Source organism: Microcoleus sp. Pol11C3, assembly GCF_036701485.1.
In the GTDB taxonomy this organism is placed as follows: domain Bacteria; phylum Cyanobacteriota; class Cyanobacteriia; order Cyanobacteriales; family Microcoleaceae; genus Microcoleus.
On sequence record NZ_JAUBQW010000014.1, the window covers coordinates 1 to 14,393 of the forward strand.

The 14,393-nt window shown below is 46.6% G+C and carries 10 protein-coding genes; 4 read left to right on the forward strand and 6 right to left on the reverse strand.

Annotation, left to right across the window (positions count from 1 at the left end; genetic code table 11):
- Positions 1–260 precede the first annotated feature (260 nt).
- The 3 genes from QUA40_RS05845 to QUA40_RS05855 all read right to left on the reverse strand — a co-directional run bounded on the left by QUA40_RS05845 (position 261) and on the right by QUA40_RS05855 (position 3,228).
- The gene (locus QUA40_RS05845) at positions 261–419 is read right to left on the reverse strand and encodes a hypothetical protein (RefSeq protein WP_333122695.1); all 159 of its coding nucleotides are present in this window, start codon (positions 417–419) and stop codon (positions 261–263) included.
- A complete protein-coding gene (locus QUA40_RS05850; RefSeq protein WP_333122697.1) occupies positions 413–1,681 on the reverse strand; it encodes a pitrilysin family protein in 1,269 nt (422 codons plus the stop codon). The genes QUA40_RS05845 and QUA40_RS05850 overlap by 7 nt, the downstream gene beginning before the upstream one ends.
- 281 nt (positions 1,682–1,962) lie before the next feature.
- Complete coding sequence (locus tag QUA40_RS05855) at positions 1,963–3,228, reverse strand: pitrilysin family protein (RefSeq protein ID WP_333122699.1); 1,266 nt, start codon at positions 3,226–3,228, stop codon at positions 1,963–1,965.
- Between the two features lie 302 nt (positions 3,229–3,530).
- Between QUA40_RS05855 and QUA40_RS05860 the strand changes: the two genes are divergently transcribed.
- From QUA40_RS05860 to QUA40_RS05875, 4 genes are all read left to right on the forward strand, one after another.
- Positions 3,531–4,559, forward strand: a complete 1,029-nt coding sequence (locus QUA40_RS05860) for a hemerythrin domain-containing protein (protein WP_333122701.1) — start codon at positions 3,531–3,533, stop codon at positions 4,557–4,559.
- Positions 4,560–5,379: 820 nt separating this feature from the next.
- Positions 5,380–6,183, forward strand: a complete 804-nt coding sequence (locus tag QUA40_RS05865) for an SDR family NAD(P)-dependent oxidoreductase (RefSeq protein WP_333122704.1) — start codon at positions 5,380–5,382, stop codon at positions 6,181–6,183.
- Between the two features lie 106 nt (positions 6,184–6,289).
- Positions 6,290–7,132, forward strand: coding sequence for an MBL fold metallo-hydrolase (locus tag QUA40_RS05870; protein ID WP_333122707.1), 843 nt, complete (start codon positions 6,290–6,292; stop codon positions 7,130–7,132).
- 1,133 nt (positions 7,133–8,265) lie between these two features.
- A protein-coding gene (locus QUA40_RS05875) for an ISKra4 family transposase (RefSeq protein ID WP_333122710.1) occupies positions 8,266–9,332 on the forward strand; the annotation gives its coding sequence in 2 pieces (ribosomal slippage) (positions 8,266–8,437 and positions 8,437–9,332; 1,068 coding nt in all).
- Between the two features lie 684 nt (positions 9,333–10,016).
- On the opposite strand, the gene QUA40_RS05880 is transcribed toward QUA40_RS05875, so the two are convergent.
- The 3 genes from QUA40_RS05880 to QUA40_RS05890 form a co-directional block, all read right to left on the reverse strand.
- Positions 10,017–10,877, reverse strand: coding sequence for an SDR family oxidoreductase (locus tag QUA40_RS05880; RefSeq protein ID WP_333122713.1), 861 nt, complete (start codon positions 10,875–10,877; stop codon positions 10,017–10,019).
- Between the two features lie 233 nt (positions 10,878–11,110).
- A complete protein-coding gene (locus tag QUA40_RS05885) occupies positions 11,111–13,756 on the reverse strand; it encodes an SdrD B-like domain-containing protein (protein ID WP_333122715.1) in 2,646 nt (881 codons plus the stop codon).
- A 276-nt stretch (positions 13,757–14,032) separates the two neighbouring features.
- On the reverse strand, positions 14,033–14,233 hold the full coding sequence (locus QUA40_RS05890) for a hypothetical protein (RefSeq protein WP_333122718.1): 201 nt from the start codon (positions 14,231–14,233) through the stop codon (positions 14,033–14,035).
- Between the last annotated feature and the right edge of the window lie 160 nt (positions 14,234–14,393).

Genomic DNA, 14,393 nt, shown 5'->3' on the forward strand with positions numbered 1-14,393 from the left:
AACATTTTGGGGTCTTATATTTTTCACTCCTTTCAAGTCAGTTATATCATACCTCATCTTTTCGATAAATGCTATATATTCAGCAAGCCCTATTTAGCAAAGGCGGGAGCGTGGAATCGTTAAGCTAACCGCGCTACCTAACAATTCGGTTGGAGGGGATTGTTGAAAGTCGCTGGTGGTGCTAGGAGTGCTATTTGCAACCGCTCAACCTGAACGTTATACCAGCAGCAAAAAGTTCGTTGAGAGGGTCGATTTAAGTTCTAGATAATGCCAGCAAGAATAGTTTGCTTTGTTGTTAAGTTTGGAAAGGTTAAAAGCGATCGCAAAGCACAAATAATTGTTAAGCGAAAATTCTTTTTATCTGCGATCGCATCGATCGAACTTTTCACAAGTTCGATCGCCAATTTCCTACTTAACAAACAGCCGCCACTCCCAACTCTGTAATCGCCGCCTCCGGCCCCACCAAAGAAACATAGGGTTCTACAAAATATTTCTTAGCAGCATCCCGCGCTTGTGAAGCTGTCACCTGTGCAATTTCTTCTTGAAATTGCTGGTCAAATTTAATTCCCAACCCCAAAATTTCGTACCAGCCTAAAACTTGGGCAATTTGCGAATTAGTTTGTTTTCCTAAAGCATATTGACCGAGCATTTTATTCTTGCAAGCTTGCAATTCCTCCTCGCTTAGTTCGGTGTTGGCGAGTCGATCGACTTCTGCGCGCAATCCCTCAAAAGCAGTCGTCGTATTTTCCGGCGCCGTACCCATGTACACGACAAACTGAGCCGTGTCCAAGCGCGTCGCGTAGAGCGCGGAAACGTCGTAAGCCAAGCCCCGCTTTTCCCGCAATTCCACAAACAATCGGCTCGACAAACCGTTACCCAAATAAGTATTGAGCAACTTAATCGCTGCATAGTCGGGATTTTTGACAGAGGGTGCGAGGTAGCCCAGCATAATCACTGATTGCTGCGTATCTTGCGCCGTAACGACCGATTGAGGGGAGGGTGACAGAGGGGGGACGGTTAAAGTTGGCAGGGGTGTTAAAGGCGCTTTCCAGTCACCAAAAGTTCGATCTATCAGGGCGATCGCATCTTCGGTCGATATTCTGCCGGCTACCGAAATAACTACATTATCGGGACGGAAATAGGTTTTGTGGAACTCATCGAGCTCGTTTCTGGTGAGCTTTGACATAGTAGCTTCCGTGCCCAAGGGAGAGAAAGCATAGGGGTGTTCATTGTACATCGCGTGCCGCAATTGCTCAAAGGCGATCGCAAATGGCTGTTCTTGTTGCGAACGAATGGCCGATATGGCAATGCGGCGTTCAAGTGCGACTTCAGCTTCCGGGAAAGTTGGCGATCGCGTCAATTGCCCCGCCAACTCCAAAATCTCCTCAAAATCTGCAGAAACCGTCTTCAAACTCACTAAAAAATAGTCCGTAGTAGAGTCGGCACTCAACCTCGCTCCCACCGATTCTACACGCTCGGCAATTTCCAGCGAAGACAGCCGATCGGTTCCCTTAGTCATTACCGCCGACAGCAAGTGGCACAACCCTGCTTGTTCCGGCTGCACGTAGCGACTGCCGGCCCGCAGGAATATCCTAGCTGCAATAATATCTGCTGCTGGATTTTCTGCTGCCAAGACAACAATACCGTTGTCTAAAACCGTGCGCTGGATTTCATTTTTCATGGTTAATTTAGTTAGGAACTTGTACTGAGAGTAGCTGAAGTATTGGTAATTGAAAATGGGTAATTGGTAATTGGTAGTTGGTAATTGGTAATTACTTGATTGCCATTTTTCTATTTTCCATGCGGATCTTGTATGATTTCATACCGGGCAGGGCCTGACCCACAACATCTAAATGTAACAACATCTATGCCGTAGGGTGCGCCACAAGCACAAAGAACCCCGGACAAATGCCGAACATCTCTCCGGTACCAAAAATATATGTATTTTCACCCGTCTACCAATTAGATTGGTTTGAGTACCACGGCTGTATAGCGCCGGGGAGAGAGATATTGTTGAGCTAGGCGCTGGAGGTCTAAGGGCCCAAACGCTTTAATCCTGGTGGGATAGCTAAGCGCTAATTCCGCAGTGGCGATCGTATTGTAATATCCATAAAGACCGGCGAGCTGTCCCGGTGTTTCGAGCGAGAAAGCAAAATCGTTGCACAGCAAACGCTGACAGCGGAGCAATTCTACCTCGGAAACTGGCTCAGACTGCAATTCCCAAAGTCGATCGCAAATCCGAGATTCCACCTGTTCGATATCCTTCGCGTCCAAGACTGCACTGATAGTAAATAAACTCGATTCCCGTTGCAGCGAGAAAGTGCTGTCGATCGCCTCTACCAATTGTAATTCTTCCCGCAGTTCCCTGACTAAACGCGAAGTCCGCCCATCTGCGAGCAACACCGACAGCAAATCCAAGCCACAAGCACTTGGCAAGTGTTCAACTCCCGGGCCCGTCCAGGCCATCATTAGCCGCGCTTGTTCCAATCGGGGGAGACAGAGTTCCTGACGGCGAATTTCTATCAGTGGCGGTTCCGCCTCTGCAGTTAATTTGGGACAATCCCACTGCTCAGAAAACTGCTCAAAAGCTTTCCCGGTAATATCTCTGGCTTGTTGTTCATCAATTCCCCCGACTACCACCACAGTCATATTTTCCGGCTGATAGTGCGATCGGTGGAAACAGCGCATTTCGTAGGGAGTTCGCGACATGAGCAGCTCTTCCGTGCCGAGTACCGATCGCCTGTAGGGATGTCGCTGGTAAACTGTTTCCATCATTGCTTGGAAACCCAGCCAATCGGGATCGTCTTGAGCTTGACGGATTTCTTCGAGCACCACATCTCGCTCGCGATCGAATTCCTGATCGGGAATCGAAGCCCGCAGCAGCAATTCTGCCAGCGGCTGCGCTGTTTCTGCGAAATAATCTGCCGCAGCGTTGACGAAAAAATGCGCGTAGTCGTGACTTGTAGCTGCATTAGCGACACCGCCGCGATTTTCTATTACTTTGTCAAATTCTCCGGGGGCGATCGAATCCGTCCCTTTAAATATCATGTGTTCTAGAAAATGAGCCATTCCCGACCAAGAATCCGGCTCCAGCGTAGCGCCAGCCCTCACCCACACGTCTAGCGCGACCACCGGTGTGGCCGAAATCCGCTGGTGAATGACCGTTAACCCGTTGTTGAGCTTCCAGACATTGGCTGGGAACTCTAAAGCAGTGAGCAGTTGAGACAAGCTAGTTATTCTTAAACTTCAGTTAACTTCGGCTGCAACTATGGTAGCGCTTTACAGCTCTGCGATCGGGATTAATTTATACAGAAATCATTACTCATCTGCCATTCATCCTTACTCATCTGTTGTTTTTTGCTTTTTGCTTTTTTTCAAGCAGTCTCAAATACTTACCTTTTTTTTGCTCAAAAGTCAATAGGTTGCGCGGGATATTAATGAATCAGTCGGGAGAAAGAGGATGTTATCAGAATATTTCAATAAATTAAGAAATATAAGAACACTAAAGACATTGAGAGGAGAAACGACAGATGGTAGCTACCTTAGAAGATACCAAGCGCCAAGCGATCGCAACTAAATTAGCAGACATGAAAGCGCTGCAAAACCTGCTGATCGCCAACGAGCAATTGTTCATCAATTCCTGCAACGACTCCGAACTAGCCCAGCGCTTCCGGGATATGCTCGAAGACGATCGTAAAAACTTGGGCGTATTAGAAACTACGATCGTGCAATACGGCATTCAAGCCGAGCCCAAAGAAACCAGCGCAAAAATGATTGAAGAAGTTCAGAAACTCATGCAAGGTTCTGAACTTACCATGTTTGAAAAAGTCGCTCAGCACGAACTGCTCAAACACAAACAAACAATGGCTGGCTTGTTAATTCACAAAGCTGCTCAAGTAGTCGGCGCCGACATCGAAGCTGCCATTACCCCGCTCAACACAGTTAACTTTGAGAACCGCGCTCACCAAGAACAACTCAAAGGAGTTCTCGAAATTTTAGGCGTGCGCGAACTGACCGGCAAAGACCCCGACCAAGGCGTTTGGGCTCGCGTGCAAGATGCAATGGCAGCCATGACCGGCATCATCGGCGGTGCAGTTACCCGCACCAAAGGTGAGATGAACATCACCGAAATCATCACCATGGATCACCGCAAAGCCGATACCCTATTTATGGAAATCGAAAAAACCGACGATCCTCAAAAACTGCAAGAATTCTTCGGTCAACTTTACAAAGACCTCAGCGTTCACGCAGAAGCCGAAGAACAAATTGTTTACCCAGCAATTCGCAGCTACTACAGCAACACTCAAGAACTGTACGACGAGCAAGCAGCAATGAAGCAAATGCTCGCCCAAATTAAGGGTCTCAACCCCAGTTCTTCTGATTTTAAAGCCCAAATCAAACAGCTCCAAACAGCGGTTCAGGATCACGTAAAAGAAGAAGAAAAGGATATGTTACCTCAAATTCGCCGCAACCTGAGCGAAGCACAAATGGAACAAATGGCTACTCAATTCAAAGCAGCAAAAAGCACGATGCAGCAAGAAATGGCTAAAAAGAGCTAATTCAGCAGTCGGCTAATTTTAACTCTAGCAAAAGTAGAGAATAGCTAAACTGCAACCTATCAATCCCGCTACCAACTTGGTGGCGGGATTATGGTTTTTTATAAACAAATCTTCAAATTATACCGAGCAATTCTCAAAACTTATGCAACAGTAACCAGGGCTGATAAAATGTAATCCCATCCGGTGAGAGATTCTATTGTTTGTGTTGAAAAATATTCACTATAGCAATCCTAAATCATTATCAAGACTATGATACAATTATATGCAATACTTGATTGTGACAATAAAAAAATGAATAACTTACAACTGCAACAAAAAGAGCGGGAAAAAGCAATAGCTTATGAGAGACTCTTTCATTAAAAGCGATATCGATGCCAGAAAACTAAAACGAGCAATATAGCAATCCTAAATCATTTTCAATAACTGGTTCCCAGGCTCTGGACATGGGTTTCCCATGTCCAGAGGCTCTGCCTCGCCTGCGAAAATGGAGGCAGAGCCTCCGGATCTGCGTTACCAGGCAGAGCCTGGTAACGAGTAGTCCCACAAATCATTTAGGATTGCTATATCAATTGGTTTCTGGCTGCCTGGCCCGAGCACGGAGGCAGGCAGCAAGAAAACAAGCTGGGATAGATAGACTTTGGGAGTTATTCGAGATGTCTAAAACACAATAGCGATACGTCCTTGGAAAGATGCGATCGCACTGCTGCCTCCCTAGGATTGTAAAAGTTGAAAAGCCACAGTCCACACAGTTTGTCTGGTAGAAAGAGAAGCAAGCCCAGACACACGAGTACGGAGCAGTTAAACAGGAGTTTGGACGGTTATGAACAGTTCCTTGACCCGCCCCTTGGCTGTCGTGACGGGTGCCTCTAACGGCATTGGCTACGAACTCGCCAAACAGTTCGCTCAAAACGGCTTCGATCTTCTAGTCACCTCCACCGGCCCAAGTATCAATGAAGCAGCTATTGCCTTCGAGAAGCTTGGTGCCCAAGTCGAGACGGTTGAGGCAGACCTCGCTACCTACGACGGTGTGGAAACGCTCTACAGCAAGATTAAGGCGACTGGTCGATCGGTGGATGCGATCACGATTAACGCAGGTGTCGGTGTCGGTGGCGACTTTGCCCGCGAAACTGACCTGAAGGACGAACTTAATCTGATCAACCTAAACGTCGTCTCCTCCGTACATCTCGCCAAACGGGTACTCAAGGATATGGTCGATCGCGGCCGGGGTCGCATCCTCTTCACTTCGTCGATCGCCGCCCTGATGCCGGGACCGTTCGAGGCAGTCTACGCGGCGTCCAAAGCGTTTTTGCACTCGTTCTCGGAGGCGCTGCGTAACGAGTTGAAGGATACGGGCGTCACCGTCACCTCGCTGATGCCCGGGCCAACCGATACCAACTTCTTCCATCGGGCCCAAATGGATGATACTAAGGCGGGTGCCGATCGCAAAGATGACCCGGCTATGGTTGCCAAGCAAGGTTTTGAGGCGCTGATGGCAGGCAAGGACAGCATTGTTGCAGGATCGCTCAAGACGAAACTTCAGGGCACTGTAAGCAAGGTCTTGCCTGATACCGTTAATGCCGAAGGGCACCGTCAACTTACTGAACCGGGGTCGGGTAATAAGTAATCTGCGCCTACAGATCGATCGAATATGCTCAGTTGACACTCTTGGAAACTAGGCCGGAACTTACACATTTAGGATGGCTCCTCGGAGGCATCGTAACAGAGGATTTATGCAAATTCACCATCTCAATTGTGGCTGTATGTGCCCGATTGGCGGGCCGCTCTTCGATGGCTTCAGTCGCGGGCTGACGGCTAACCTCGTCTGCCATTGTCTGCTCATTGAAACGAATCAGGGACTTGTTCTCATTGATACCGGCTTCGGACTGCGCGATATCAAGTCGCCTTATTCCCGGCTGAGCCCATTCTTTGTCCACTTTAATAACATCCAGTTCGATCGCAAGTACACGGCGATCGCTCAAATCGAGCAGCTTGGATTTTCTGCAAGCGAGGTGCGCCATATTGTGCTAACCCACCTCGATTTCGATCATGCCGGTGGTCTAGAGGATTTCCCTGAAGCAACGGTACACGTTATGCAGGCTGAAATGGATGCCACGCACGATCGGCACGGTTTCATAACAAAAAGGCGCTATCGTCCAGGGCAGTGGGATGAAGTCAAACGCTGGAAATACTATTCGGCGGGGGGCGAGCCTTGGTTTGGTTTTGAGGCTGTCCGCGATCTTGAGGGGCTACCACCAGAGATTCTGCTCATCCCGCTTACTGGTCACACGCGGGGTCATGCGGGCATCGCGATCGACACCCCGGAGGGTTGGCTCCTACACGCAGGCGATGCCTACTTTTACAGAGACGAGATGGGTTCCTCCAAACGACGCTGCACGCCCGGACTACGCGCCTACCAGTGGATGATGGAGGTAGACCGCAAGGCTAGGTTACTCAATCAAGACCGGCTGCGCGCATTATCAGTCGATCGGAGTAACAGCGTGCGCCTCTTCTGTAGTCACGACGCCCTTGAGTTGAAAGCGTTCGCTGGCAAGTCCAGCAGTTCTCACAAGTAGACATTTCATCATTTACAACACCTCTGCCAGTAAGATCGATTCAGAAACCAGAACTTATCCGTGTTACCGACTTTTCAGACAAATCCTTGCTCTGACTTCCTAGAGGTCTTTATGTCTTTTAAACGCTTGGCGTTAGTGCTTTTGTATTCATGAGCTTATGTAGAGCAAGCCTAAATCATTTGTGCAAAAGCATCATATTTTTTTTGTTAGGAGGAGTGAAAAGTTTAAACTTCAATAAAAATTGAAATAGTTTCTTAACCCTGCTAAAAGTTTTACAGAGATCATAAAAACGTCTAATAAAGTATTTAGCTTGTAGCCAAATACTTTCTAGTGGATTTTATTCGGAACCATAAGGGCCAAACAAACAACAACTTATTGAACATTCTGACGGTGATATCTAATCCGTTGACATCGGAATTATGCATCTCTCTCTTCTCTTTCTCTGTGTCCTCTGTGGTTTAATCATTCCGATACAACCGGAATTGGTATGATTTACGTCGTTTTCCCTCCCCTCATTAATGGCTGGTGCATTTTTTCATCTCTATGGTAGCTAGCATTATCCCAGATTAACAACATTTTTTGATGTCGATTCATTTGCTTGAGTTCTTCAACAAATTTCCCTGTGTGTTATTCATTTCCCGCTTTATTATATGGCTTCACAATAAATTATTTACTCACTAGATTTTATACACCATCCCGGAGTTTGCCTATCTCGTTGATTGTCCAGCTTGACTACCGTTCTTTTTTGACGATCGCCCCATAAGTAGTTAAAAATATTATCACCTTGTAAGTGACCCTCATCTCAGGCATACACTACCAGTTCTCCTGCTGCTATTTCTGGCTTGTGCTTTGATAAGCTTTCGGACCTAGCGTTTTTTTTTAATAACTTCTGGCTGTTTCCTCGATTTTTATACGTTAGCTTTCAGCCAGCTTGATTGACCCGCTTTCCATATTCGATAGTAACTTTCCCGCGATTTAAATATTATCTCATAATTTGAGATCCAGTATCTTTCTAGTTCTGATATATTCTGGTTTTCGGGTTGAGATGGGGGTGCATCTCACTTTTGCAAATATATGAAAAAGGGCTAAAATGAAAAAGCTAGTAAAACTGTGAAAAAAGATGAGGTAAAAAAATGACACCCGAAGACCAACAACGCCTAAAAGCACACTTAAAAGGGGTAGCAGAAATTCTTTACAGAAATACAGATTCAACCGAACTTTCAAATTTTGAAAGTATCGAAAATTCTCTACGTCAAAAAATGTTAAAAGAAGTTGGACCCGAACTAGGTAGGTTTTTTTTTCAAAAGTATCAGGAATTAAAACAGGAAGACAGCGAACCGTAAAATCATTAGTCGGGTTGCTGAATATTACAGACAATCAGGCGAAATATTTCGGGCTAAAACCTTATAGTCAACTCAGTCCAATGATGGAAAAGTGCGCTCTGATAATCAGCGCCAACGAGTCTTATCAAAAAGGAGAAAAAGATTTAGAAACATTTACAGGAATTCCTGTTTCTCATAGTACCTTACAGAGATTAGTTCATAGGCAAGAATTTGAATTGCCTACATCTAAACAAGGAGTCCAAGAAATTACGTTAGATGGAGGTAAAGTCAGGCTACGCAACGAAATCAAGGGTGAGCCATGTTATTGGAAAGATTATAAAGCCGTGTGTTTAGATAATGTTTATTGCGGAGCATTCTTTCAAAATAATCAAGATTTAATTGATTGGAGTAATATCCAAAAATTGCTACATCCTATATATTGTATAGGGGATGGTCATCCCGGAATTTGGAACTTGTTTCAAGAAATTGGAGTGACTGAACAAAGACAAGAAATTTTAGATTGGTATCATCTGAAAGAAAATTTGTACAAAGCCGGGGGTTCATTGAAACGATTAAAACAAGCCGAAAGTCTGTTATGGTCTGGTCAAGTTAATGAAGTTATCAATTTATTTAAAGAGTTGAAAAGAAAAGGATTTAAAACCTTTTGCAATTATTTAGAGTTCCATCGCAACCGAATAGTTAACTACCGATACTATAAAGAAGAATCTTTAAGTTCTATCGGTTCTGGAACAGTGGAATCAACGATTAAACGGATTGGACTAAGGGTGAAATTATCGGGAGCGCAGTGGAATATCGAGAGTGTTTCCTCTATCCTTTCTCTTCGCTGTGCTTATCTCAATGGTCAACTTTCTACTTGATGTATCTGCAAAAGTGAGATGCACCCTGAGATGGTCACTGGATAGTTGCGGATAGCTGTTCCTTAGTTAAATAGCTTTTTAAACCTGGATGTTTTAACTTTAATGCCGCGACTCCCCCAGCTCAATATTTTTTGTGAGTTTGTGCAATAAAAATTGTTGAAACTTCTAATCGTTTTTCGATTTTTCAATAACTAAATCCTTTTAATCTCAGCTTAACAGCCTGTACTCTCTTCCACTCTGTGATATTTGTGAGAAGAGAAATAAAGTTTTGCAACTCTTCTAGTTCTCTCTCTTATTTTTTTTAGAATCGTTTAACATTTTTTTTCTCCTTTTTTTACTGCGACTCGCGACTGCGGGCGCTCACGGGCACCCGCAGATTCGGTGTTCGATCGCCTCCTGTCGCGAGTCGCAGCGCCCGCTGCTGGCACTAGCTACTTGTCTAGCCCCTTTTTTTCTTGAATTTGAGCTGACCACTTTTCTTTTTACACAAATCATTCAGACGCCCTATAGGAGTGATTGTTAGGAAAACCCACCCCTCCAAGATACTATTGTTTTTTGCAATGACCTACTTACCAAAGCAATTACAACAGTATCTACCGGAGTGGCAACGTTCTGAAACCTTACAGAATCGGAGATCGCAATTATCCCTATTTGACTGGTACTTTATTTCTCGGCAACTCCTTTCTATGCGTTAACCACAGAACCGCCGTTGGGATGCAAAATTTGACCAGTCATGTAAGACGAATCTTTTGAAGCTAAAAACACGTAACTGGGGGCAACTTCATCGGGTTGACCGGAGCGTCCCAAGGGGGTATCTGCACCAAATGTCGCAACTTTTTCTTCGGGGAAAGTTGAGGGAATTAGAGGCGTCCAAATCGGGCCGGGAGCTACTCCGTTAACGCGAATTCCTTTCTCAGCTAAACTTTGAGACAAAGAGCGGGTAAAAGCAACAATTGCTCCTTTTGTCGAGGAGTAATCTAGCAATTGTTGATTGCCTTTGTAAGCGGTGACAGAGGTAGTGTTGATAATTGCACTTCCTTCTTGTAGGTGTTTTAGAGCGGCTTTTGTGAGGTAAAACATTGAGAAAATGTTGGTGCGGAAGGTGCGCTCTAATTGTTCGGCGGTGATGTCTTCGATGCTTTCTTGGGGATGCTGTTCGGCGGCGTTGTTGACGAGGATGTCGAGGTGGCCAAATTCTTTAACTGTTTGTTTTACAAGGTTTTGACAGACCTTTTCATCGCCGATGTCGCCGGCGATCGCAATGCAGCGGCGGCCTTGTTGTTCGATCGCCTCTTTGGTTTTGTTAGCATCTTCATCTTCGTTAAGATAGCTGATGACCACGTTAGCGCCTTCTTTGGCAAAGGCGATCGCCACTGCACGCCCGATACCGCTGTCTCCGCCAGTAATTAAAGCTACTTTGTCCCGCAATTTGTCGCTACCGCGATATCCCTCCGCGAACGATTGGGGTTGCGGAGTCATTTGCGATTCAATACCGGGTTGCTGTTCTTGATGTTGAGCTGGATTGGTTTGTTGTTGAGTTGGCATAACATATTCGTCTAGGTTCTACCTCCATAAATAAAGGTTTTCTGGAACTAGGGAATCGCTCTTTTTGCCGATCGTTCCCTACTACTAAAGACAGTTTGGGCGATCGGCGGTATGCCAGGAAATAAACTACTTTACCAATACAGCAAAAAGCACGCCAAAACAATGTTTTGACGTGCAGTTTAAACAAGCTAGCTGCTAATTGCTGAGTCTCCAACTACAGACTCCAACTAACCTTAAAATAAGGGTAAGGCATGAGTTTGAGGCTGAGTCAGAGCGCCCAACCCTAATTTAGATAGATCTTGAGTCGGATCTACTGTCGTTACTGCCATCAGCGAACTCGCCGACCTTGACACACTGTTCATGTCAACAGGGATCACCGGACCTGCAGTGTTAGGTGCGAGCAAGCTATAGGCACTGCTGGCTGTCACGACATCATCGGTTGAACTACCGCCGTTAGTCAAAAGATCGGTGCTAGGAGCCACCACATCCGTGTTGCCAGCGGTGCTGCCACCAGTCAACGGATCCTTCTTGTCAAGGCTAGAAGCAGTTCTGGTCGCAGTTGCCGTCGGTGCCACCACCGTAGGCGTAGTATTCGGGCCCGGCACGTCAAAGCTAACCGGGTTGGGCCCAGTTCGGATCGGGAAATTGTTGGGAACGCCCGGAGTATCGAAGACTTCCAAAACCGAGTAGCTGGCTGGAGACAAATTATTAAACCGAGCAATACCAGCAGCATCAGTTCTCACCAGGGGTTCTGTTGCAGCATCGTAGCGGCCGTTGCCATTCAAATCCAAAGTGAAGGGTACATCGGCAAGGGGCGGTTCGTTTCCGTCTTTTATACCGTTGCGGTTGTCATCTCGGAATTTAGGAACCAAGAGGTCATAGCGGCGAGAGTTACCGACCAAAGCGCAAGTAAAGGTTTGATTCGCACCCAGAACAACATCTACTGGTTGAGTTGTTTGGAAGTAACCAGGAGGCGTTACTTCTCGAATTTTGTAAGTACCGGGGCGCAAATTGTTGAAAGCAAAAGTACCAAACTGATTGGTAGTAGTAGTGGGTTCATTTGCTTGCAACTGACCGTCACCATTGCTATCGATAAAGATGGTGACACCAGGAATAGCTGGCTCATTTCCATCTCGATAACCGTTCAGGTTGAAGTCCTCAAACTTACACCCGGTGATGTTGCTGCTGGGTGTGTTGGCAAAGGTAACGTTGGCGTCCTGAAGATTGAGGCTAACATCGACGCGATCTGCTGTAGAAGCCGAGAAATTCGGCGGTACAACTTCGCGGACGACATAATTGCCCGGTGTCAAGTTGGTAAAGGCGGCTCTTCCCTGGTCATTTGTCCTGAGTTGCTGTTCTCCAGTGTCGGGAGTCCCATTATTGTTGGTGTCTAGGAAGACAGTGACACCGCTAATTGGCGCTTCACCCTGATTTGGTTCGTAGCGACCGTTGGCATTCAAGTCATTGTATTTGAAGACATTGATGATTGGTAGAGTGTTGCCTACACCGGCATTACTGCCAATACCCTGAGTAGCTCCAACAGGAGAAAAGGTAAGTGATGGTTGGGGGTTGGGGGCTGGTAAAGTTGTAACTGGCGCTGCAAAAATCGGCCGCTCACCAGTGGTGGCGATCGATCTTTCACCTGGTTGTTGAACGCCGTCGCGGTTGGAGTCTACGAATTTAGGGTCGTTTGGTTTCAGCGTGTAGGTTGAGTCTGCTACTAGCAGTGGTTGCTCTCTGCTGATCGTACCCTGGAATCGCGCCTGAGGCCCTGGTGCCGAAACCAGAGCGGGGTTTCCAGTTGTTGATACTGGAGCATTGAGGTTTCCGGGGACACCGCCACCTACTTCTGGAGGCAGTACACCTGGAAAAATTTCCAACACTTTGTAATTGCCAGCTCGCAAATCCTTGAAAGTAGCCACTCCGTTCGCATCTGTGATGGCTATGGGTTCGGAGCCTTGATCCCAGCGACCGTTCCCGTTCACATCTAAAATAAACGGTACTCGGGCAATCGGGGGTTCCAAGACTCCATTAACAACATTTCGCGAGCCGTTGCGGTCTATGTCTCGAAATTTGTTAACTTCAATTTGATAGAGCGGAGTATCGCCAACTTGAGCGCAGGCAAAGGTTTGACCTGGGGCTACCGTCACGTCCAGTACCGGAACGTTGCCGGGGGGTGTGCTTTGGGGAAAATCTTGTGTTTCTAAGGGTTCTGCGTTCGTAGCATTAACTTCTAGTCCGGTAACAGAATTAATTTGTCGTATGATCCGTTCTTCCCGAATCTTGTAGGTTCCGGGTGCTACGTTGAACGACCATGCACCATTTTTGTCTGTTAAGGTGCTGGGTTCCCCTGCATCGCGTTGACCGTTGCCATTGGAATCAATATATATCCTGACATTTTTAATCCCCGGTTCATTCCCGTCTCGGAAGCCGTCGGCATCTATGTCTAAATATTTGCATCCAACGATCCGGCTGCCTAGAGGTGTTTCTACTGGGCCGTTGCCAAAGAAAACGTTGACATTTCTGGCGCCCACGGTGACAGCGAGGGGGTTGGGAGTAGTAGCGGTGAAACCAGGAGGTAGTGCCGTTTCGGTGAGTACGTAATTGCCAGGGACAAGATTTATGAATGAGAACGCGCCGTTAGCGTCCGTCGTGGTTGAGACTTCTCCAGTACCAGCATTAAATACACCGTTGCTGCTTGTTGCTGATTCGAGGAGAATGGGAACATTCGCCAGACCCGGTTCATTGGCCTGTCTGATGCCATCCCTGTTCAAGTCATTGAACTTGATGCCTAAAATTGCCGGGCCAGCATCCCCAACCACAACTGGCTGTAATTGCTTGGCACTGAGCTCTGCGTTAGTTAAATCTAAATCTGCCATGATTTCTCTCCTTCACACCTAAATCCACGTAAATTACAGACTACTGTATGGGTTGTAACTTGCTGAGTAGTTTTTACTAATAGCTGACAACCGCTACTCGATTTTACATACGTCTGCACTTGAGGTAATGTTCCCATCTCACACAACAATGCCTCAAGCTTTGTCGCTGGCAAGTATATCAGGTTTTGAAGAACCCTGGCAATTTGAGGGCAACATCTTCAGGATTTGCACGCCTTCTCTGTCCGTACATACTTGCTGTTTCGAGCTTTAAAAAGCCTAAGACTGACTTCTCCCCCCTGATATCAAGTCCGGCGGCATCGTTCTTGTTTGTCCGGGTTCGCTGTGCTTGGCGATCGCAGCCTCTGGGATTGCCAAGCACAGAGAACCAGCATCGATCGAGCGACCGCACTTGATATGACTTGCTTTGCCTGGAAATACGCCGATCTGGTTTGGGGGAATTACCTGATAGTTTCTCATTCACAGAGATGCTACTGCCTATGAATATTGCACCCAATATACAAGCCAGCTTCGGAGTTGCCGGAACTTAGGCTTGAGTGTTGGAGGTTGCCAACAATAGGGTATCACGCGATCGCCCTTTAACCTCTTCCTGATTTTTATCTGCGGTTTGGGATTCTGG